The 20,135-nt window shown below is 59.4% G+C and carries 16 protein-coding genes and 2 pseudogenes; 10 read left to right on the top strand and 8 right to left on the bottom strand.

Going from position 1 to position 20,135, the window contains the following annotated elements:
* Positions 1–195 precede the first annotated feature (195 nt).
* From ACIOU6_RS25480 to ACIOU6_RS25490, 3 genes are read left to right on the top strand one after another with little or no spacing between them, the layout of a single operon-like run.
* Positions 196–855, top strand: coding sequence for a paraquat-inducible protein A (locus ACIOU6_RS25480; RefSeq protein ID WP_221731595.1), 660 nt, complete (start codon positions 196–198; stop codon positions 853–855).
* Positions 842–1,465 (top strand): paraquat-inducible protein A, encoded by a 624-nt coding sequence (locus tag ACIOU6_RS25485; protein WP_221731594.1) that lies wholly within the window; start codon positions 842–844, stop codon positions 1,463–1,465. Before ACIOU6_RS25480 ends, ACIOU6_RS25485 begins: the two co-directional genes overlap by 14 nt.
* Positions 1,458–3,761, top strand: a complete 2,304-nt coding sequence (locus ACIOU6_RS25490) for an intermembrane transport protein PqiB (protein ID WP_401139306.1) — start codon at positions 1,458–1,460, stop codon at positions 3,759–3,761. Before ACIOU6_RS25485 ends, ACIOU6_RS25490 begins: the two co-directional genes overlap by 8 nt.
* Positions 3,762–3,873: 112 nt before the next feature.
* Here ACIOU6_RS25490 and mksF read toward each other — a convergent pair whose 3' ends face one another.
* The 3 genes from mksF to mksB are packed head-to-tail and all read right to left on the bottom strand — an operon-like array spanning position 3,874 to position 8,679.
* Positions 3,874–6,714, bottom strand: coding sequence for an Mks condensin complex protein MksF (mksF, locus tag ACIOU6_RS25495; RefSeq protein WP_401139307.1), 2,841 nt, complete (start codon positions 6,712–6,714; stop codon positions 3,874–3,876).
* Positions 6,711–7,412 carry an Mks condensin complex protein MksE gene (mksE, locus tag ACIOU6_RS25500; protein WP_221731591.1) on the bottom strand — a complete coding sequence of 234 codons (702 nt, stop codon included), beginning with the start codon at positions 7,410–7,412 and terminating at the stop codon, positions 6,711–6,713. Before mksE ends, mksF begins: the two co-directional genes overlap by 4 nt.
* Entirely contained in the window at positions 7,402–8,679 is a 1,278-nt protein-coding gene (gene mksB / locus ACIOU6_RS25505; RefSeq protein ID WP_221731590.1) for an Mks condensin complex protein MksB, read from the bottom strand. Before mksB ends, mksE begins: the two co-directional genes overlap by 11 nt.
* A 233-nt stretch (positions 8,680–8,912) precedes the next feature.
* Between mksB and ACIOU6_RS25510 the strand changes: the two genes are divergently transcribed.
* Together ACIOU6_RS25510 and rimI are read left to right on the top strand one after the other, a co-directional pair.
* Positions 8,913–9,662 (top strand): energy transducer TonB, encoded by a 750-nt coding sequence (locus tag ACIOU6_RS25510; RefSeq protein ID WP_401139315.1) that lies wholly within the window; start codon positions 8,913–8,915, stop codon positions 9,660–9,662.
* Positions 9,655–10,107, top strand: coding sequence for a ribosomal protein S18-alanine N-acetyltransferase (rimI, locus tag ACIOU6_RS25515; RefSeq protein ID WP_221731589.1), 453 nt, complete (start codon positions 9,655–9,657; stop codon positions 10,105–10,107). Before ACIOU6_RS25510 ends, rimI begins: the two co-directional genes overlap by 8 nt.
* A gap of 102 nt (positions 10,108–10,209) precedes the next feature.
* Here the strand turns inward: rimI and ACIOU6_RS25520 are convergent, their stop codons facing one another.
* Complete coding sequence (locus ACIOU6_RS25520) at positions 10,210–10,614, bottom strand: serine kinase/phosphatase (protein ID WP_221731588.1); 405 nt, start codon at positions 10,612–10,614, stop codon at positions 10,210–10,212.
* Between the two features lie 151 nt (positions 10,615–10,765).
* Here ACIOU6_RS25520 and can point away from each other — a divergent pair, with 151 nt between their 5' ends.
* Positions 10,766–11,410, top strand: a complete 645-nt coding sequence (can, locus tag ACIOU6_RS25525) for a carbonate dehydratase (protein ID WP_221731587.1) — start codon at positions 10,766–10,768, stop codon at positions 11,408–11,410.
* Positions 11,411–11,418: 8 nt separating this feature from the next.
* Here can and ACIOU6_RS25530 read toward each other — a convergent pair whose 3' ends face one another.
* The 3 genes from ACIOU6_RS25530 to ACIOU6_RS25540 all read right to left on the bottom strand — a co-directional run bounded on the left by ACIOU6_RS25530 (position 11,419) and on the right by ACIOU6_RS25540 (position 15,114).
* Positions 11,419–11,943 carry a lysine methyltransferase gene (locus ACIOU6_RS25530; protein ID WP_401139310.1) on the bottom strand — a complete coding sequence of 175 codons (525 nt, stop codon included), beginning with the start codon at positions 11,941–11,943 and terminating at the stop codon, positions 11,419–11,421.
* Positions 11,944–12,124: 181 nt separating this feature from the next.
* Positions 12,125–13,294 carry a hypothetical protein gene (locus ACIOU6_RS25535; protein ID WP_401139312.1) on the bottom strand — a complete coding sequence of 390 codons (1,170 nt, stop codon included), beginning with the start codon at positions 13,292–13,294 and terminating at the stop codon, positions 12,125–12,127.
* Positions 13,295–13,413: 119 nt separating this feature from the next.
* Positions 13,414–15,114 (bottom strand): acid phosphatase, encoded by a 1,701-nt coding sequence (locus ACIOU6_RS25540; RefSeq protein WP_401139313.1) that lies wholly within the window; start codon positions 15,112–15,114, stop codon positions 13,414–13,416.
* A gap of 351 nt (positions 15,115–15,465) precedes the next feature.
* Between ACIOU6_RS25540 and ACIOU6_RS25545 the strand changes: the two genes are divergently transcribed.
* The 4 genes and pseudogenes from ACIOU6_RS25545 (at position 15,466) to ACIOU6_RS25560 (ending at position 18,992) form a co-directional block, all read left to right on the top strand.
* Entirely contained in the window at positions 15,466–16,779 is a 1,314-nt protein-coding gene (locus tag ACIOU6_RS25545; RefSeq protein ID WP_221731583.1) for an MFS transporter, read from the top strand.
* A gap of 205 nt (positions 16,780–16,984) precedes the next feature.
* Positions 16,985–17,623, top strand: a pseudogene (locus ACIOU6_RS25550) (PAS domain-containing protein); the annotation flags it as partial.
* Between the two features lie 150 nt (positions 17,624–17,773).
* Positions 17,774–18,211 (top strand): annotated as a pseudogene (locus ACIOU6_RS25555) (methyl-accepting chemotaxis protein); the annotation flags it as partial.
* A gap of 181 nt (positions 18,212–18,392) precedes the next feature.
* On the top strand, positions 18,393–18,992 hold the full coding sequence (locus ACIOU6_RS25560; protein WP_401139314.1) for a flavin reductase family protein: 600 nt from the start codon (positions 18,393–18,395) through the stop codon (positions 18,990–18,992).
* A gap of 93 nt (positions 18,993–19,085) precedes the next feature.
* Here the strand turns inward: ACIOU6_RS25560 and ACIOU6_RS25565 are convergent, their stop codons facing one another.
* Positions 19,086–19,454 (bottom strand): DUF6124 family protein, encoded by a 369-nt coding sequence (locus tag ACIOU6_RS25565; protein ID WP_221731580.1) that lies wholly within the window; start codon positions 19,452–19,454, stop codon positions 19,086–19,088.
* Positions 19,455–20,135 lie beyond the last annotated feature (681 nt).

The following is a 20,135-nucleotide window of genomic DNA, read 5'->3' on the forward strand; positions in this document are numbered from 1 at the left end:
GATGGTAGTGTGGGGTTTCCCCATGTGAGAGTAGGTCATCGTCAAGATTAAATTCCGAAACCCCAATTGCGAAAGCAGTTGGGGTTTTGTTTTGCTCGCAGGAAAGTTTTTACTCACGGTAGCGAACAAATTTGCACAGTTATTTTCGAATCAGAACACTAGAATAGTCCCACCTTTTTCGGAGCCAGAGTCTTTATGTCAGAGTCGGTTGACGCTCCCGGGCTGTCAGATTTACCGCTGGAAGACTTGGTGGCCTGTCACGAGTGCGACCTGCTGATGCGCAAGCCAAGACTTGCTCATGGCGAGAAAGCGCTCTGCCCACGCTGCGGTTACGAGTTATACGCCCACCGCCATAACGTGGTGCAGCGCAGCCTTGCCTTGGTTATCGCTGCACTGCTGCTCTACATCCCTGCGAACTTTTTACCCATCATGCAGCTCAATCTACTCGGGCAGTCGTCTAACGACACTGTTTGGAGTGGCGTAGTCGGTCTGTTCGAGACCGACATGCAGGGCGTCTCAATCGTCGTCTTCCTGTGCAGCATGGCAATTCCGCTACTCAAGTTGCTGTGCCAGTTGATGGTATTGCTGACGATCCGCTTCAATGTCGGTCGCAGCTACGGCTTGCTGCTCTACCGCATTTATCATCACCTCAGGGACTGGGGAATGCTCGAGGTTTACCTCATGGGCGTACTGGTGGCGATCGTCAAACTGGCGGATATGGCGGCCATCACTGTTGGCCTCGGTTTGGTGTGCTTCATCGGCTTGTTGTTGGTACAGGTCTGGCTGGAAGTGGTGATGTCACCGCATCAGATCTGGCAGGCGTTATCTGGAGAGGATGCTCATGCGGGCGATTGATGCGGGCATTCTGATTTGCACCGAATGCCATGAATTGAACAGGCAAGAGGCGGACACCCATGAGCAAACCTGCACCCGCTGCGGCGCGCTGGTTCATGCTCGCCGCCCGAACAGTCTGGCCCGAACCTGGGCATTGTTGATCACGGCCGCGATTATCTATATCCCGGCAAATGTGTTGCCGATCATGACTGTCAGCTCTTTGGGTCAGGGTGATCCGAGCACCATCATGTCGGGCGTGATTCAGTTGGTGCAGCACGGGATGATCCCCATTGCTGCGGTAGTGTTCATCGCCAGCATTGTGGTGCCGACCTTCAAACTGGTCGGCATTGCATTGCTTCTGTTTTCGGTGCAACGACGTCAGCCGTTGTCAGCGCGTCAGCGTATCTGGATGTACCGTTTCATCGAGTTCATTGGCCGCTGGTCGATGCTCGATATTTTTGTGATCGCCATTCTCGTGGCGGTCGTCAACTTCGGCCGGCTTGCCAGTGTCGAAGCCAATCTTGGCGCCATCGCCTTCGCCACAGTGGTGATTCTGACGATGCTTGCAGCAGTAACTTTCGATCCCCGACTGATTTGGGATAACACGGAGTCGGACGACGACCATGACTGATTTGCCTGTAGCGAAAACCCGACCGGCTTCGAACTGGTCTGCCATTTGGGTGTTGCCTCTGATCGCCCTGATCATCGGCGGCTGGCTTGGCTGGCGTGCCTACTCTGAAACCGGCATCGAGATTCAGGTGCGTTTCGAAAGTGGTGAAGGCATCCAGGCCAACAAGACCGAGGTCATGTACAAAGGCATGTCGGTTGGTAAGGTCAAGGCCCTCAAGCTTGATGATGAAGGCAACTCCAAAGGTGTGATCGCCACGGTCGAGATGAACAAGGACGTTGAGCAATACCTCAAGACCAGCACCCGCTTCTGGTTGGTCAAGCCGAGCGTGACGCTGGCCGGTATTACCGGGCTGGAAACGCTGGTCTCAGGTAACTACGTCGCGATCAGTCCCGGCGAAGGCGAGCCTGCGCGCAAGTTCAAGGCGCTGCCCGAAGAGCCTCCGCTGTCTGACGCCAAGCCCGGTCTGCACCTGACCATCAAGGCTGATCGACTCGGTTCGCTGAACCGCGGCAGCCCAGTGTTTTATAAGCAGATCAAGGTCGGTCAGGTCAAAAGCTACCTGCTCTCGGAAGATCAAAGTACCGTCGAACTCAAAGTCTTTATCGAGCCGACTTACGCCAAATTGGTGCGCAAACACACGCGTTTCTGGAACGCCAGCGGCATCAGCATCGATGCCAATCTGTCCGGGGTAAAAGTGCGCAGCGAATCGTTGGCCAGCATTGTCGCTGGTGGTATTGCCTTCGCCACACCGGAGAACCGCAAGGACAGTCCGCCGACTGATCCAAGCCTGCCGTTCCGTCTTTATGAAGACTTCGATGCCGCCGCCGCCGGGCTCCGGGTCAAGGTCAAACTCAGTGACTTCGAAGGCCTGCAGGCTGGTCGCACGCCGGTTATGTACAAAGGCATCCAGGTCGGCAATCTAAAAGCGTTGAAAATCGACCCGGATCTGTCCAGTGCCACCGCGGAGCTGACGCTGGATCCACTGGCCGAAGACTATCTGGTGGATGGCACTCAATTCTGGGTGGTTAAACCGTCGATTTCCCTGGCGGGTATAACCGGGCTTGAAGCGCTGGTGAAAGGTAACTACATCGCCGTGCGCCCGGGCGACAAGGGCGGTACACCGAAACGTGAATTCGAGGCTCGCCCGAAAGCGCCACCGCTGGATCTGCGTTCACCGGGCCTGCACTTGGTACTCTTTACCGATACCCTGGGCTCGCTCGAGGTCGGTAGCCCGATTCTGTATAAACAGGTCAAGGTCGGTTCAGTACAGAGCTATCAGTTCTCCAGAACCAGGAAGCAACTGGTGATCGGTGTTCACATCGAGAAGGAGTACGAAAATCTGGTCAACGCCTCGACCCGGTTCTGGAACGCCAGTGGCATTACGCTGACGGGCGGCTTGACCGGGGGGATTGAGGTTAAAAGTGAATCGTTGCAAAGCCTGATGGCCGGTGGCATCGCCTTTGAAACGCCAGTGGCCAAAGCACCGTTGCACAAACGCATTCCGCGCTTCCGTCTGTTCGCCAATCATGATGAAGCCAATCAGAAAGGCGCCGTGGTGACGATCAAGGTCGAGCGCGCTGATGGTTTGCGCAGTGGTACCCCGGTTCGCTTCAAGGGGCTGGATGTCGGCAAGATCGAAAGCGTTGATCTGACCGACGATCTGCAAGCCGTCATCCTGACCGCGCGAATCACCGAAGTGCCAGAGAAGATCGCCCGCGTCGGTAGTCAGTTCTGGGTGGTAAAACCTGAACTGGGTCTGATCAAAACGTCCAATCTGGAAACCCTGGTCACGGGCCAATACATCGAGGTGCAACCGGCCGCGAAGAACCTTGGTCCGCAGAAAAACTTCGTTGCACTGGCCAATCCACCGGAGGTGACCAAGCAAGAGGCGGGTCTGAGTCTGGTGTTGAGTGCTGCTCGCCGAGGTTCACTCAAGCCTGGTGTGCCGGTGACCTATCGTGAAATCACTGTGGGTAAGGTCACGGGTTACGAGTTGGGCCAGACGGCCGACCGGGTCTTGGTACACATTCTGATTGAGCCGAAATACGCGCCTCTGGTGCGCAGCGGTAGTCGATTCTGGAACACCAGCGGCGTGGGCTTCGATATCGGCTTGTTCAAAGGTGTGACGGTACGCACGGAGTCGCTTGAGACGGTGATTCAGGGCGGGATTGCTTTTGCCACACCGGACGGTGAGCGGATGGGCAATCCGGCGCGTCCTGAACAGACGTTCCCGTTGTTCGACAAGTTTGAGGATGAGTGGCTGACCTGGGCGCCGAAGATTTCGCTCGGTAAGTGATCAGGATTTGATCTGGCGTCTTCCCAGACCGTCACTACAAACCCCAAGCCATAAAAAAGGGCCGCGATCCAAACAGATCGCGGCCCTTTTTATTGCCTGCTGTTAAGGCCGATCAAACCGCATCCATCTCCGGTTCATCGGCTTCAACATTGAGGGTCGCCTTCACCACATCGTGACGTCGGATGTACTTCCAGTCCGCTTCGTCGATGTAGATACCGGCCGGGCCGCTGCCGCCTTCCAGGTCGATGGCGACACTGGCGCAGACTTGCGGCTTCACACTCGCCAGAATCGGTACGAAGCCCAGTTGCAGACTGGTTTCCAGCAGCGCAGCCTGGTTCTTCTCGTCGATGTCCGCCGCCTCGTCGAGGTAGTACGGCAGGCGCACGCGACCGGCCTGATCGCGATCCATCAAGTGCAGCAACAGATACATGTTGGTCAGCGCTTTGATGGTCATGGTGGTGCCGTTGGACGCCGCGCCGTCGATGTCGGTGTGGATCACCGGCTGACCGTTGACCTTGGTGATCTCGAAGGCCAGTTCGAACAAGTCCTTGAGACCGAGTTGGTTGTGGTTCGCCGCCACCAGCCGCGCCAGGTATTCCTTGGCCTCTTCGTTTTTGTTGTCCTGCTCGGCGCTTTGGCTCAGATCGAACACCGACAGGGTTTCGCCTTCTTCGTACTGACCGGCGCTGTGGATGATCTGATCGATGTGCTTGAGCGCTTCCTTGTTCGGCGCCAGCACAATGCGGAAGCTCTGCAGGTTGGAGACCTGACGCTTGTTGATCTCGCGGTTGAACAGCGCCAGTTGATGCTCAAGGCTGTCGTAGTCGCTGCGGATGTTGCGCAGCGTGCGGGCGATGTCGGTGACCGCCGCGCGACGGGCCTTGCCCAGGGTCAGGGCTTCGTCGGTACGGTGCGCGTATGCGTTGATCAGCAGTGACAGACGGCGCTCCATGTCGTCTTCGCTGTCGAACTTGGCCACGCCTTTGAGGCGCACTTGTGCGTACAGCGCTTCGATCTGGCCATCGGCGCGCAGCAGGCCCTGCCAACTGTCCTGATAGTCGTTGAGCAGCGGCAACAGGTTGTCCATCGAATCGTCGACCGGATCCATGAACGGCGTGCCGAACGGCAGATCCGCCGGCAACAGCTGACGGCGGCGCAAGGCGTCGTCGAGGGTGCGTTGCTTGGCTTCCATGTCGGCGATCTGCCGGCCGACCAGTTGCAGCTTGGCCGACAGTTGCTGGACGCGTTCGGTGAACGCATCGCTGGAGCGCTTGAGCTCGTCCTGGGCACCTTCCATCTGCGCCAGTTGCTCAAGCTTGTCGCCTTCTTCGGCGCTCAGTGTCTGGGTACGGCGGAAGTCTTCCAACGCTTTCTGCGCATCCAGCACTTGCTGGTACAGCGCTTCGGTCTGGGTCTTGCTCGCGGCGCGGTCGGCAGCCACGGCTTGCTGGGTTTTCAGTTGCTTGAGTTCTTTTTCCAGACGCTCTTTCTGGTCTCGCAGCGCGGCGCGGTCGGCCAGCGCTTGCAGGGCCGGCGGCTCGATGTGCGAGATGTCGATCGACAGGCCCGGCACTTCGAAGCGCTCGCCCTTGAAGCCATCAAGGATCAGCTCAACCGATTTTACCCACTCGCCATCCTCGTCGAGGGTGATGCCGTGTTCGCCCAGCGGCAGACTGAACAGCGCGCTGTTGAACAGGCGCATCAAGCGCTCGACGTCCTGCTGCGAGAACTCTTCGCGCAGGCGTGCATAGCTGTTGTTGTCCGCGTGATCGAGTTGCTGCTTCACCGACTTCAGGCGTTTTTCCAGATCGCGCAGACGCTCTTCCAGATCCTCGGCGCTGAACTGACGGGACTGTGCCAGCGCACCGGCCAGTTCGTCGTGGGCGTCTTTGGCCGCGAGCAGTTGCTGCTCCAGCACTTTGACGTCGTCGACCAGGGCAAAGCGATTCTTCAACACGGACAGCTCGCCGAGCCAGCGCTGGATGCCGGCGATTTCCCGCTCCAGCCGCATCAGCTCCTGGGTGCCGCCGCGTTGATTGTTTTGCAGCGCGTCCTGCTCGCCACGGTAGTGGTCGGCCTGAATGGTCAGCTCTTCTTTGCGCGCACTGGCGTAGTCCGACCAGGTGCCGAGCAACGAGTCGAGCAGCGGCGACAGGCGATGCAGTTTGCCGCGCAGCACGTCGCGCTGTTTCACGCCGTTGGCCAAGGCTTCGACCAATGGGCCCGCAGCAACCAGCGAGTTGTAGTCCTGCTCCATGCGGCGTACATCGCGGAACGCTTCTTCGCACGCGGCGATGTAATCGACGCTGCCGGAACGCAGGCTGTGTTCGAAGGCATCGAGGAACAGTTGCTTGAGCTTGGCCGCGGTGATTTCGCGCATGTGCAGCAGGTTGATGAACAGGGCGCGGAAGGTCTTAAGGCTCTGTTCGCTGGTGGAACGCAACGGGATCAGGGTCAGGTCCAGCGGGATCGACGTGTGACCGCCGACCAGCAAGCGGCGCAGTTCATCGGGTTTGAGTTCGTAGGCTTTCAGGCCTTCACGCTCAAGGTTGCTGAACAGCTCTTTCTGGCGCAGGCAGGTGTCGTTTTTCTGGTAGTGGGCCAGATCGAGCTTGCCGGCGTAGGCAAAGAACTGGTGACCGAAACCGCCGCCCGGGCCACGACCGACTACGCCGATAACGTGTGGGCCGTGGGGCAGGTTCACTTCGACGAGGATGTAGCTGGTGTCGGAGGCGAAGTAGAAGCGTCGCGATTGTTCCAGGCTGTACTTGCCGAAACTCATATCCGACATGCGCGCCAGAATCGGGAACTGCAAGGCGTTGATCGACGCCGATTTACCGAGGTTGTTCGCGCCATAGACCGACAGCGGTTCTTCCAGCGGAAACAGGCCGAGGCTGTAACCGGCGGTGTTCAAAAGGGCAAAGCGGCGGATGCCGTAGCGTTCCTGGCTCATGCGTCGGACTCCTGTTCTTCGGCAATGGCACGGGCCAGTGCGTCTTCTTCGCTTTCTTCGTCAAATTCGCTGAGATCGAGCGGGTCGTCGGTTTCCAGCAGTTTGGCTTCGGCGGCTTCGTCGATCAGCACTGGCGCCGGCAGCGGCAAGACGCTGTGGACGCTGGCCGCCAGATCGCGGTCCTGCTGCACCGACAGGCACACGTCGAGGAAACGGTGCATCGGCGGCAGGAAGCGATAAACGCCGTTTTCTTCGCCGGCGAAACCGAGTTGGGTCATGCGGCGCATGATTTTTTCTTCGAGCTCTTCAACCGTCTGCACTTCGGCCTGAATGAACAGATCGCGGTACTTCTCCAGCAGCGACGGCAGTTCTTCGCGACCCAGGCTGCCGCCGTCGAGCACGGCAATCGGGTCGCGGCCCTGATCGGCCAGGTGCTCGACGAGGATGAAGGTGAACAGCGCCAGGCGCTGGGCCGTCTTGTTCACCGCCGCAGCGGCCATGTCCGGCACGAAGTAATAGAAACCACGGGTGTCGCAGACCAGTTCGAAACCCAAGGCTTTGAACAACGTGCGGTACTGATCCTGGAAGTTCGACAGTTGTGCGTACAGTTCCGGGTCGCGGCGGCTGACGTGGTAGCCCTTGAACAGTTCGCGGAAGATCGGCGCCAGTTGGGACAGTTCGGAGAGATCAAGATGCATGTGGGATGCTCGCAGAATCCTCGGCGGCGGTGTCGCGGGCCGAGAGCAGGGCGAAGGAGCGCAGGCTGACCTGGTGCTCGTGAGTGTGGTATTCGCGGCGTTCCAGACGCTCGCGCTTGAAGCGTTTTTCCCGAGACAGGCGCGAAAACCAGTAAAGCAATTCGTCGGTGGCGCCGTCCGGTTCCTGCTCCAGCAGCCAGACCATCAAGTCCGGCATCGGCAGGGCGTCTTCGCAGCGGTCGAGCATCTCGCGCACGGTACGCGGCGCACGCGGGGCCTCGCCTTTTTGCGTCTTGTGCGCCTTGGGGAAGCGCGCCGGTTTTGGCTCGAAACGCGCCAACGCGTAAACGTAGGCTTCGACCTGACTGGCGCTGCCGAGGAAGGTGCTTTGCGGGCGGGTGAACAGCGGCATCGCGGCTTGTGGCACGGCATCGATGCCTTTACGGCGAATGGCCGCCAGGGCCAGCGCGGCACCACGGGTCACGGCGTTATGTCGACGTGCTTCTTCACGCAACGGCAGCAGCAGTTCGCGGGCATGACGCAGGGTCAGTTGGGCGCTGGTCTGCATTTCGAGGATGCGCGCGTGGGTGCGCAGCAGCATATCGTCGTCGACCAGATGGCCGAGGCGCTGTTGCTCGCTGAGCATCTTCAGCAACACGGTTTCGACCTTGCGCACGCCTTGCTCGAAGGCGCCGTCGGCGTTCACCAGATCGATCATCGGCTCGACGTATTCGTCCCAGGTTGCCAACACTTCGGCATAACGCTGACGCAACGGAATCTGACGATCGCTGGTTTTGGCACGTTCGGCCACGGCCACCAGCGCTTGCTCGTCGTTATCGAGTTTTTTCAGGACGTCGCGCACGCGCATGTCGAGCAAGCGCAATTGGCGGGCGAGGTCATTGCCATCACGGATGTCGAACGCGTCCTGGATGTAACCGGCCAGACGTTCGAGGTGACGCAGATAGGCTTCGATCTCCAGGCACAGGCCCAGACGGTGCTCACGGCGCAGGTAGGCGAGAAAGTCGTGAATCTGTGCGTTGAGCTCGAAACGATTCGGGCTTTTCGCCACAGGCACCAGAATGTCGAGGCGAATCCACACGTCGAGCAGGCTGGTGATGTCCTGCGGCGTGCTGTCCAGTTGTTGGGCGGCCAGTTGCGTGCGCAGTTCGTTGAGGCTCAGGGTGCCTTGGTCGAAGTGCTCGCACAGTGGCTCCAGAAGTGCCCAGTGTTCAGCGAGGGCGCGCAAGACGCGCTTGGGTTCGATCATCGGAATGGCCGGCTGGTTGGCGATTAAAAGCCGCGATTGTACTGCATCACGAAGGATGCGATTCACTCTCGGGACGGGCTGTCGCATTTTCGAAGGTAGAGAGCTCAGGCCAAGGCTATCGATCAACAGCAAGCGATCTTGAGCGAAGGGCGGTAGAATCGGCACACTTTCAGTTATCCACAAGTGGCCGACCCTTGCTTATCGAGTCCCGCCGCCGCGCCTATTTGAACGCCATGCAGGTGGTCAACTGGCTGCCGCGCACCGAACTGCCTTTCGCCGCCCCCTCGCGCCCCGAGCTGCTGGACATGCCCGAGCCTGAGATTGAGGTGCCGGTGGTGCTGGCTCCGAAGGCCGAAGCCCCGGTGCAAGCGGCTGCCGCGCGCCCGGCCGAGCGGCCGAAGATCGAAGTGCCACGCCCATCGCTGGCGAGTACCCGCACCGGTGCCAAACCGGTGGAAGAGGTCGACGACACACCGGTCGTCGCCAAACCGGCGCCGGTTCCGCCACCGCGTTTCGCCCTGCAACTGCTGCGTGCCGGGCGTTGCCTGCTGCTGGTCGAGTTACCCACAGGGGAGCCGTTCCAGAGTCGCGACCCCGCTTATCTGCTGCTTAAAGACATGCTGCGCGCTGCCGGGCTGCCGGATGCGCCGCAGATCGTCGGCGAGCCGGTGCGCTGGCCGTGGTTGAACCGCGGCACGATGGATCAGGGCCCGGAAGCGGCGCGCGACTTCGTGCAGGGTTTCCTCTCGGTGCAAATGGAGGCGGTGCCGTGTGCCTGCCTGTGGCTGATCGGCCTGCCAGCCGTGCGTTTTGCCGGTGAAGCGGACGCCGAAGCGTTCAATCGTGAATTGCAGATCGAAGGTCTGGGCTCGGCCTGGGCCATCCCAGGTCTGGAATTGTTAATGGAAGAGCCACAGCGCAAGGCCGCTGTGTGGCAAGCCATGCGTCGGCTGATGGCGCGCTGGAAAGAATCGAATGAGTGACGCTGTAACGTTCCGCCCGATGATCGAGGCAGACCTGGACGCTGTGCTGAAGATTGAGTTCGCCGCCTACAGCCATCCGTGGACCCGCGGGATTTTTCTCGATGGCCTGGGCAAGTATCAGATCTGGCTGATGTTCGAAGGCCAGCAGCAGGTCGGTCATGGAGTGGTGCAGATCATTCTGGATGAGGCGCATCTGCTGAACATCACGGTCAAACCGGAGAATCAGGGCCGCGGGCTGGGCCTTGCGTTGCTTGAACACCTGATGTCGCGGGCGTATGCGGCGTCTGCCCGAGAATGCTTCCTGGAAGTGCGCGACAGTAATCGGTCGGCGTTCAGGCTGTATGAGCGCTATGGCTTTAATGAGATTGGCCGGCGTCGGGATTACTACCCGGCGGTGGGCGGGCGTGAAGATGCCGTGGTCATGGCCTGCACCTTGGTTGACTGATATTGCTTAAAAGCTTCGCGAGCAGGCTCGCTCCCACATTTGAAATGCATTTCCCTGTGGGAGCGAGCCTGCTCGCGAAAGCGTTTTAGCGGGCAACAAAGATCAGCGGTTGCCATCAATCGGATCACGCCGCGCCAATTGCGCCTCATCCAGCCCATTACCACCGCCAATGTCATCCTCATCGACAATGCTCAAATCCCAATCCGCCTGATTACCTTCACCGGCTTCCTCTGCATCCCGCGCACCGTCTTCATGAATCAGTGTTTCTGGACTCATATCATCATCAGTCGGCTCATGGTCAGCAGTCGATGCACCTGTGAGCCCCGCCTCACGCACACGTTCCTCTGGCATCAACTGCTCGCGTTCGCGTTCGGGCAATTCATCACCGATCTTCGCGCTGGGCTGCTCGTCGTCGAAATCCAGTTCATGCACCGATCCCATGCGGTCTTCGTTATCATCGATGGGTTCCGGTTGCACCGCGTCAAAAGGGCGTCGTGAATCAGTCATGGCAATTCCTCATACTGTGGGCCTTACTGGGTGGACACACCGGGCACGGGAGAAATTCCAAGAAAATACTCTCGCGTTATCCATCGCGCATTCGTGACCTCGACGGGCGGTCGTCTGTCATACCTGCGCATCTTTCTTGAGGCCTTACAGCATGCACGACTTACAAAATCTGATTGATAACAACGAGCGTTGGGCTGACGCGATCACCAAGGAAGACCCGGACTTCTTCGCCAAACTGGCGCGCCAGCAAACGCCTGAATATCTTTGGATCGGCTGCTCCGACGCACGAGTGCCGGCCAATGAAATCGTCGGCATGCTGCCGGGGGACCTGTTCGTTCACCGTAACGTGGCCAACGTGGTGCTGCACACCGATCTCAACTGTCTGTCGGTGATCCAGTACGCCGTCGACGTGCTCAAGGTCAAACACATCCTCGTTACCGGCCACTACGGCTGCGGCGGTGTGCGGGCGTCGATGCAGGATGGCCAGCTCGGTCTGATCGATGGCTGGCTGCGTTCGATTCGCGACCTGTATTACGACAAGCGCGATGAGCTGGCGAAACTGCCGACCGAAGAAGAGCGCGTCGATCGCCTGTGCGAACTCAACGTGATCCAGCAAGTTGCCAACGTCGGCCATACCAGCATTGTCCAGAATGCCTGGCATCGCGGGCAGAGCCTGTCGATCCACGGTTGCATCTACGGCATCAAGGACGGTCGCTGGAAAAGCCTGGACACGACCATCAGTGGTTTCGAGCAGTTGCCGCCGCAGTACCGTTTACGTCCGATCGGCGCGTTGTAATCGGCTGATCAACGTGAGCGGGCGTGTCGCCAGCGCTGCAAAAAGTGCTGGCCTTCGCGGTTGGGTGGTTCGTTGTAACCAGTGATCCAGCCGCGACAACGTGGGGAACCACAGTGGCAGGCGAACTGGTGCGGCAGTGTGTCTTCGGTGGCGGCGTGGTCCATGGTCAGCCGCTCGCCGCTGTGGATATCTTTCAATGCCCACAGCCATAACTCACTCATGTCCAGAAACACGTTCGGGTCGCAAGAGTGTTCCAGTAGCCCGCAAAAGCGCGGGTCGTAAATGTGGATGCCCTCCGTCAGTTGGCGGGTTTGCCGGCAGCGGTAGGGCAGCAATTGCCCCGAGACCCGGCACATTCGGCTGATACGCATGAATTCACGGCGTGCGACGACTGCCGTGGGCGTGCCGTGTTCATCGTGGACGATGGTGTAGTCGGCGCTGGATGGAAAACCCAGACGCACGGGCAGCCCGGCAAACGGGTAGATGCCTTCGGTATCAGGTGGGAGGGGTTTTGCGCGGGCTTGAGTGTTCATAACCATCCTTGATCGAAAAAGTTGCGACTCCCTTGCACTGGCGTCCTGCCGGCTCTGCAACATAGCTATTTGGATCCAATCTTGTCTTGTAAGGTATAGCCCGTCTACTGTCAGATATGACAGGCGATAAAGACGCTTTCCCGCGTCAGTCATCACTGACGCGGGAATGGCACGGGCGTGGTTACAGGTGCGGAGCGGGGACGGCGGCGGCCGGCGGGGTTTTGAGCTGTTGCAGTTGCGCCTTGATCGGTGGGGTGGCGCACTGGGCAGTGGCTTGTTCCGGCGTCATGTCGCGGATTGAGGTGTAGAACAACTCGCAGGTTTTGACTTTCTGCGTCACCTGCCAGGTCTGGGTGCAACTGTTGAGCGTGGTCTGTGGATTACTCCCCGGTTTGCTACCCATGCCGGCCTGCCAGCAAGCGGCGCTCAAATCCTGTCCCATGACTTTCAGGCCTGCTGCGTCAGCTTTGGCTTGCGCATCATCGCCGGTATAGCTTTTAGGGTCAGCGGCGTACCAGATGTAACTTGGGTGGTTCGAACCGAGGACGGGCACATTCACGCCTGCGCTTGGGCTGATCGTCGCCAGCCCCAGCACGCCGACCGTCGGCCCATACTGCTGCTTGATCCAGTTGCGTACCGGAGCGCCGAAAGCGACCATCGGCAGCGTTGTGCCGCTGGCGGTCTGACTGAACTGCTTGACCAGTGTGGTCTGGTAGTCCTTGAAGTAGTCATACACGCCTTCCAGATCACTGCCAGCGTTGGACGGCGCAGCGATCGGGGCGATGTCGATGATGGTCTGGTAGGCCGGCGTCTGATCGGCGGCAATGCCATTGACCGTCAACAGCGTTGCCCAGCGGTCGGTGGTGTTCGAGCGCAGATAATCCTGCGCCTGGGTCAGCGAATAATCCGGCGGGAAGTGCAGCAGCTCGACACTCTTGCGATTTTCCAGGGCCATGCCCAGCGGCAGGAACAGGTACCAGCTATAGGCCCATTTGCCGTCCGCGTTGAGCTTGCTGGCGCCGGTGTAGGCCAGATCGCCAGCATCGAGCAGCGCTGACAGCGGTTTGTCGTAGTCTTTTGGCACCCCAGTGATTTCGGCGTAGAGCTGGCCGTTATCGGTTTTGACCAAGACTTTCGCATCGGTGTAACCGTCGCGTTGCACGCTTTGGCTCAGGTAGTGGGCGACAGTCTGCTCCAGCGACCAATTGCGAAAGCAGATCACGCTGCAATTGTTGGGGTAGGCGAAGAGGCGGGTAACGCGCTCGGTGCTGCCCAGTTTCAGGTCGACATCGGCGTGGGCTGCCGCGCTCAGCGTGAGCGCGGCGAGGGTGAGTCCTGCGAGTTTGAACATGCTCAGATCCTTTTCAGCGTGGTTTCCCCGCGAGTCGGGGGCGCCTCATATTGGATCAGCCGCGTGACGTAGAGAAGCCGTCATTCGCAGTTTTTTGCAGCGTGTTGCAGGACTGGCACTCAGGCCTGAAAGTGCAGGGCGTTGGTCAAATCGCCCATGGGTTCCTGGCCGCGGGCAATCATCGCATCGTCACGCTGTTTGAGGCCGTCGAGCGTTTCCAGTTGGAAGACGCGGGTGATCAGCCGCAGGATCGAAGCCGTGTCATAGACCGTGTGATCCACCGTGCCCTTGCGCGCGAACGGCGACACCACGAGGGCGGGTACCCGTGAACCAGGCCCCCAGCGGTCGCCCTTGGGCGGCGCAACGTGATCCCACCAGCCACCGTTTTCATCGACGGTGACGATGACCACCATGTTTTTCCACTGGGGGCTTTGGCGAAGCACTTTCAGGGCACGCACGATGTGCCGGTCACCGGACGCCACGTCGGCATAACCGGCGTGCATGTTCAGGTTGCCTTGAGGTTTATAGAAACTCACCGCCGGCAACTTGCCGGCCTCGGCGTCCGCGAAGAACTTATTGGTAGTCGACTCGTCGCCCAAACCGGCATCGCGCAGGCGTTTGTTGCGCTCGTCCGGGTTTTGCGGGCCTTGCTGCTTGAAGTAGTTGAACGGCTGATGGTGATACTGGAAGTTCGGGATTTTCGGAATGCCACCGGAATCCTTGTATTGCTCCAGCGTCGCCTGCCATGCCCCGGCGTACCAGGCCCAGTCGACGTCCTTCTTCGACAGTTTGTCGCCGATGTGTTCGTGGGTCTGGGGCACCATGACGTTTGGCAGATCCGCTTTTGCGTACGCTGGGCGCTCCAGGTCGCGAATCCACGTTGGCCAGTAGGGCGGGGCAAGCGTATTGACGCCAAAACCGTCTGGCGTCAGTGCGCTCGGGCCGAACTGCGGTGGCCCGGTCATGGCGCTGGCCGGCGATTGCTCCAGCGGCTTGAGGCGCGGATCGGCCGGATCGTCGCTTCGCAGGGCGGCGATTTGGCTCTTGGCCACCGAGTGGGCAGCGTCTGGATAGAACGGTGCGGTAGCGCTGATCAGATACTGGTGGTTGAGAAACGAACCACCGAAGGCACCCTGAAAGAAGTTGTCGCACAGCACGAATTCCTGCGCGACGTCCCATAGACGCAAGGAATAACGGCTTTGGGCGTAGTGGCCCATGGTCAAGCCACCGGAGTCGGCCCAAGCGACAAAACCGTCGTTCTTGCCGCCGTTGATCTGCATCTGGTTCTGATAAAACACATGCCACAAGTCGCGAGTCACCAGCCCGAACGGCAAATCTTCGCCATTCGGGCCTTTGAGGGCGAACGGTGCATTGGGCAGGTTTTCCTGAAACTGGGTGGCGCTGGGGTAGGTCACGCCATCGAGGGTTTGCGGGCCGATCTGCAACACGCCGCCCCAGACCTGAGGCAGGGTTTGCAGCAGGCTGCCGTCGCGGTCGCGTTGTTGATAATCGGCAGGTTTGAGCGCTGACAACGGTTTTTCCACGCCGGGGAAATCGCCGAACAGGTTGTTGAAACTGCGGTTCTCGGCGTAGATGACCACGACTGTTTTCACCTGATCGCGCAGGGCCTTGTCCAGCTCTGCCGGGGACAATGGGCGTTCGGCCGGTTTGCCAGGCTGATCGCCGGCATGACTGCACCCGGCCAGTGTTGCGCCAACGCCCAGCACCGCGACGCCGCCGAGAAAGCGGCGGCGACTGGTGTCGGTGGGATTGTCGGATTCTGGCGAGGAGGAGTCTTTGTCGTTTGTCTCGTCGTTCATATCGCGCCCGTTTTGCTTAATTGTTTCAGTATGTTTCTGGCGGACGCTAGCAAGCGGATGTGACGGTTGGGTTACGATTTTGAGGTGGATGAGAAACTCATGCGGCAGCGGCGGTGCGACGATTCGACCGGGCCGTGAGTTCGGCGTGCCAGTCACATCATGGGTCTATGGCTTACCGCATTCGCGAGCAAGCCCGCTCCACAGGTTCTGTAGACAGGCATTGAGAGTAAATTTACGGCCCTTTTTTGGCTCAGGCTTGCCAAGCCGTGACTAGGGGCTGACGGGTTGTCCCTCAGTCCTTTTGCGTAGACCATGTGCGCCTTGGTTTTTTGCCTGCCAGAGTTCTTTGCCATGACTGCCCAAACCACGGCCAAACCCGCGCCGTTCAGCCGTTCCGACTACAAGACCCTCGGCCTTGCGGCCATTGGCGGGGCGCTGGAGATCTACGATTTCATCATTTTCGTCTTCTTCGCCCTGACCCTCAGTCAGTTGTTCTTCCCACCGCAAATGCCCGAATGGTTGCGCCTGTTGCAGAGCTTCGGGATATTCGTCACCGGTTATCTGGCGCGGCCGCTGGGCGGGATTCTGATGGCGCATTTCGCCGATCGGCTGGGGCGCAAGAAAGTCTTCAGTTTGAGCATCCTGATGATGGCGCTGCCGTGCCTGCTGATCGGGATCATGCCGACGTATGCCCAGATCGGTTATTTCGCGCCGCTGCTGTTGCTGGCGCTGCGTATTTTGCAAGGTGCGGCGGTCGGTGGTGAGGTGCCGAGTGCTTGGGTGTTCGTTGCCGAACACGCCCCCACCGGCCATCGCGGTTATGCCCTGGGTTTTTTGCAGGCCGGGCTGACCTTCGGTTATCTGATCGGCGCGTTGACCGCGACCTTCCTGGCGCAAGTCTTCACCCCAGCGCAAATTCTTGATTACGCCTGGCGTTATCCGTTCCTGCTCGGCGGCGTGTTTGGGGTGATCGGTGTCTACCTGCGTCGTTGGTTGAGCGAAACCCCGGTGTTCATGGCGATGGAAGTGCAACGCGAGGCGCGGGTCGAATTGCCGTTGCGCACGGTGCTGCGCGAGCATCGACTGGCGATGTTGCCGGCCATGTTGCTGACCTGCGTATTGACGTCGGCCGTGGTGGTGTTCGTCGTCATCACCCCGACCATGATGCAGAAAACCTTCGGCATGACGGCCAGCCACACCTTCGCCCTCAGCGCCTTGGGCATTGTGTTCCTCAATATCGGCTGCGTGATCGCCGGCCTGCTGGTCGACCGTATCGGCGCCTGGCGCACCGTGATGCTCTATAGCCTGTTGCTACCGCTGGGCATTGGCATGCTCTACGGCAGTTTGATCGCGGGCGGTCACTGGGTGGGGCTGGCCTATGCCGTCGCCGGTCTTGGTTGCGGGGTCGTCGGCGCGGTGCCTTCGGTGATGGTCGGGCTGTTTCCGGCGCGCATTCGCGTGTCTGGCATTTCCTTCACCTACAACATTGCCTACGCCGCATGGGCGAGTATCACACCGCTGTTGCTGATCGGTCTGATGCCGTGGAGCCCGTGGATCTGCGTCATTTTCTGCGCGGTGATGGGCGCGGTGGGCATTTTGAGCGCCGCGTATTTCGGCTCTCGGATGCCGCGCACGGGCCAATGTCAGGTGGCGGGAAATGCCTGATTCGGCGTGCATGAAGTATTTTTGACTGACCAGTCTCAAGCGCTCTTCAGAAAAGCGTGCCAAGGCCGATGGTTAGGCTGTACACCGCCTCTCAACCTATCCATCGGTGCTTTCCATGTTCAACAAACGCTTGAAGCAAGAGCTGGCTGCTCTTCGTGAAGAACTTTCCAGCCTTAAGCAAGTGAAGGAAAGTCTGGATAGCGAGATGCTGGTGCTGACCCTTGAACCGGACGGACGGATTCAATCGGTCAACCAGAACTTCCTCAATGAGATGTTCTACAAGAGTCACGACCTGATTGGCCGTGCGATTGAAGACATCGTGCCGGCTCACGTCAAATCCGACGAATTCCACCAGCGCTTCAAGAACGCCATGGTCCGCGGCGAGCATTTCGCCGGTGCCGTGCGCCTGTTGCGTGGCAATGGCAACGAGGCCTGGTTGCGTTCGATCGTGCAGCCTGTGCGCTCCTCCGATGGGCGGATCCGGCACATCTCGATCTACTCCAGCGACCTGACCCGCACCATTGAAGCGTCCCGCGAGCACGAAAACCTGATCGGCGCACTGGTACGTTCCACGGCACTGATCGAGTTTGATCTCAACGGTAACGTACTGAATGCCAACGAGCGCTTCCTCAGCAGCATGGGTTACAGCCTGGCGCAGATCAAAGGCAAACATCACCGCATGTTCTGTACTCCGGAGGAATACAACAGCGCCGAATATCAGAACTTCTGGCATCGTCTGAACAGCGGTGAGTTTGTCGCCAACCGTTTCAAACGGGTCGACAGCCATGGTCGTACGGTGTGGCTGGAGGCTTCCTACAACCCGGTGGTCGATGCCAACAACAAACTGTACAAAGTGGTGAAATTCGCCACGGTGATCACCGATCAGGTCAACCGCGAACAAGCCGTTGCCGACGCCGCCAGCATTGCCTACAGCACCTCGCAACAAACCGACAGCACTGCGCAGCGTGGCACCACCGTGGTGACCGAAGCGGTGAATGTGATGCGTGACTTGTCGCGGCACATGCAGACAGCCAGCGAAGGCATCGAAGCACTGAACGAACAATCGCAAGTGATCGGCTCCATCGTCAAAACCATCAGCGGGATTGCCGAACAAACCAACCTGCTGGCGCTTAACGCCGCCATTGAAGCGGCCCGCGCGGGCGAGCAGGGGCGCGGCTTTGCTGTGGTGGCCGACGAAGTGCGACAACTGGCTTCACGCACCAGCCAGGCGACCGAGGAAATCGTCGGCGTGGTACGACAGAACCAGGACATGGCGCGCAACGCCGTCGCACTGATGACCGACGGTAAGTTGCAGGCCGAACAAGGGCTGGCGCTGGCGGCGGAGGCGGGCACGGTGATTGTCGAAATCCAGGACGGCGCGCAGAAAGTGGTCGATGCGGTCGGTCAGTTTGCCAATCAATTGTCCAACTGATCGGGAACAACCCGCCCACCTGTGGGCCTGAACTTGCTCGTGAAGAGGCCGTTACATTCAGCATTGATGTCGACAGGCCTGACGTCTTCGCGAGCAAGCCCGCTCCCACATGTTGTTTCATCGCCACTGCTTACTGTGCACTGGCGCTACAATCGGCTCCTTTTCCCCGGAGCAGATCCCCATGAGCGACGCCCACCGCCGCCCGGTTCCCCTGAACAAAGCCTACCGATTGCTCAATCACGGGCCGACCGTACTGGTCAGCGCTGCCCATGACGGGCAACGCAACATCATGGCCGCCGCTTGGGCGATGCCGCTGGATTTCGAACCGCCGAAAGTCGCCGTCGTGCTCGACAAATCCACTTGGACGCGGCAATTGCTCGAAGCCTCCGGCACCTTCGTCCTCAACGTGCCGTGCGCCAATCAGGCCGACATTGTGCAAACCGTCGGTAACACGTCGGGGCTGGAAATCACTCAAAACCAAGGGCAGGACAAGTTTCAGGCGTATGGCTTGCAGACCTTCAGTGGTGAACAAGTCGACGCGCCATTGCTCGACGGTTGCGTCGCCTGGCTCGAATGCCGCTTGTTGCCTGAGCCGCGCAATCACGAACAGTACGATTTGTTTCTAGCCGAAGTCATCGCCGCCCATGCCGACGAACGCGTGTTCAGTGAGGGGCGCTGGCATTTCGACGGGCAGGAGGGTTTGCGCACGCTGCACCATGTGGCGGGCGGGCATTTCCTGACGATTGGTGATCCGGTGGATGGCAAGACGCTTTCGGTTTGAATGGCCGCTTCGTGGTTGCTATTTGACCTTTGGCCACCAGAAATAAAAATCCGATGCCTGTACGGGCATCGGATTTTTTATGCGCCGCCGTACTTACGCCGTCGGTTGAACGTTATCCAGCGCCTGATTCACCGCCAGCTCACTCAGCATGACGATTTGCGCGATGCCCAACGCAGTCTTGCGGTGTGAGGTATCGAGCACGGCGGCGAAGTTGTTGAGCATCTCGGTGACCGAGCCGAGGGTTTCGCTGGCATTGGCCAGCAGGGACTCGGTGTCATACGCCGGGTTGGCGAGGTACATCGGTTCAGCGGCGCGAGTGGACGCCATGATGTGGGCGGTCGGGTTCAGGTAGTGGTCGAGGGCGCGGTCGGCCGCTTCGTGGAGCTTTTTGCTGTCGATGGAGGCGTAGGGGGAGGTTGGATCGGTGTTTGTTTCGGGGGGATTGGGTGTTGGTTTTTTCATGGTGTTCTCCGATCAGGATTGGAGCTGGCCGATTCGGTTTCCGAACGAATAGGTGGCAGCTGTGCGCAGGTTGGAAACCCGGGGAACGGAGAACCCGGTTGACCCGAAGGTCTCCCACGCACAGCCGCCATAACGGAGTGCACACCATGAAGGTGCGCAAGGATACGTTATGAAAGGAGCTTGTGCGCTCGGTTCTACTCGGGGTTTCCAATCCCGGTCGCTGAATTGGCAGCGACGAGCACAGCCTAGAGACCGGACGTCCGACGGACAACCTGAAAACCTTGTGGGACGGTTCTGTATTTTTCCCTCAGTTGTTAAACATCCCGAATTGAAATACACAATGTGCCGCCCATCAATCCGGGCGTTGTTTGCCGTGGAATTTGAGTTAGTGATTTACCCGCCACTGATCTTCGATGAGGGGGGATTTTCTAATTCGCGACGCGTCCTACAAGTGTTGGCGAGTCTCCCTACATAGAATAATCAGCTCCCTTGTTACCGTGCCCGCCAGTTCTCGCGAGCACAAACCAGGGACGGTTTCGACATCGCGCTCTTTTCCTCTTTGCTTAAGGATAAGCGTATGTTCCGACCGGCCAATGCGGCGCATTTCTCGTTGCAGATTCCTGCTATCCGTCACGACTTCAAGGTGCTGGCCTTCAGCGGCACCGAAGCAATCAGCACGCT

The organism is Pseudomonas sp. NPDC087615 (genome assembly GCF_044743445.1).
GTDB lineage: Bacteria > Pseudomonadota > Gammaproteobacteria > Pseudomonadales > Pseudomonadaceae > Aquipseudomonas > Aquipseudomonas baetica_A.

Excerpts from the sequence above, each read along its gene's own strand:
- ACIOU6_RS25485 (WP_221731594.1), top strand. The coding sequence starts at position 842 with ATGCGGGCGATTGATGCGGGCATTCTGATTTGCACCGAATGCCATGAA.
- ACIOU6_RS25535 (WP_401139312.1), bottom strand. The coding sequence starts at position 13,294 with ATGTTCAAACTCGCAGGACTCACCCTCGCCGCGCTCACGCTGAGCGCG.
- ACIOU6_RS25480 (WP_221731595.1), top strand. The coding sequence starts at position 196 with ATGTCAGAGTCGGTTGACGCTCCCGGGCTGTCAGATTTACCGCTGGAA.
- mksF (WP_401139307.1), bottom strand. The coding sequence starts at position 6,714 with ATGAGCCAGGAACGCTACGGCATCCGCCGCTTTGCCCTTTTGAACACC.
- ACIOU6_RS25520 (WP_221731588.1), bottom strand. The coding sequence starts at position 10,614 with ATGACTGATTCACGACGCCCTTTTGACGCGGTGCAACCGGAACCCATC.
- ACIOU6_RS25545 (WP_221731583.1), top strand. The coding sequence starts at position 15,466 with ATGACTGCCCAAACCACGGCCAAACCCGCGCCGTTCAGCCGTTCCGAC.
- can (WP_221731587.1), top strand. The coding sequence starts at position 10,766 with ATGCACGACTTACAAAATCTGATTGATAACAACGAGCGTTGGGCTGAC.
- ACIOU6_RS25565 (WP_221731580.1), bottom strand. The coding sequence starts at position 19,454 with ATGAAAAAACCAACACCCAATCCCCCCGAAACAAACACCGATCCAACC.
- ACIOU6_RS25490 (WP_401139306.1), top strand. The coding sequence starts at position 1,458 with ATGACTGATTTGCCTGTAGCGAAAACCCGACCGGCTTCGAACTGGTCT.
- ACIOU6_RS25510 (WP_401139315.1), top strand. The coding sequence starts at position 8,913 with ATGCAGGTGGTCAACTGGCTGCCGCGCACCGAACTGCCTTTCGCCGCC.
- rimI (WP_221731589.1), top strand. The coding sequence starts at position 9,655 with ATGAGTGACGCTGTAACGTTCCGCCCGATGATCGAGGCAGACCTGGAC.
- mksE (WP_221731591.1), bottom strand. The coding sequence starts at position 7,412 with ATGCATCTTGATCTCTCCGAACTGTCCCAACTGGCGCCGATCTTCCGC.
- ACIOU6_RS25560 (WP_401139314.1), top strand. The coding sequence starts at position 18,393 with ATGAGCGACGCCCACCGCCGCCCGGTTCCCCTGAACAAAGCCTACCGA.
- mksB (WP_221731590.1), bottom strand. The coding sequence starts at position 8,679 with ATGATCGAACCCAAGCGCGTCTTGCGCGCCCTCGCTGAACACTGGGCA.
- ACIOU6_RS25540 (WP_401139313.1), bottom strand. The coding sequence starts at position 15,114 with ATGAACGACGAGACAAACGACAAAGACTCCTCCTCGCCAGAATCCGAC.
- ACIOU6_RS25530 (WP_401139310.1), bottom strand. The coding sequence starts at position 11,943 with ATGAACACTCAAGCCCGCGCAAAACCCCTCCCACCTGATACCGAAGGC.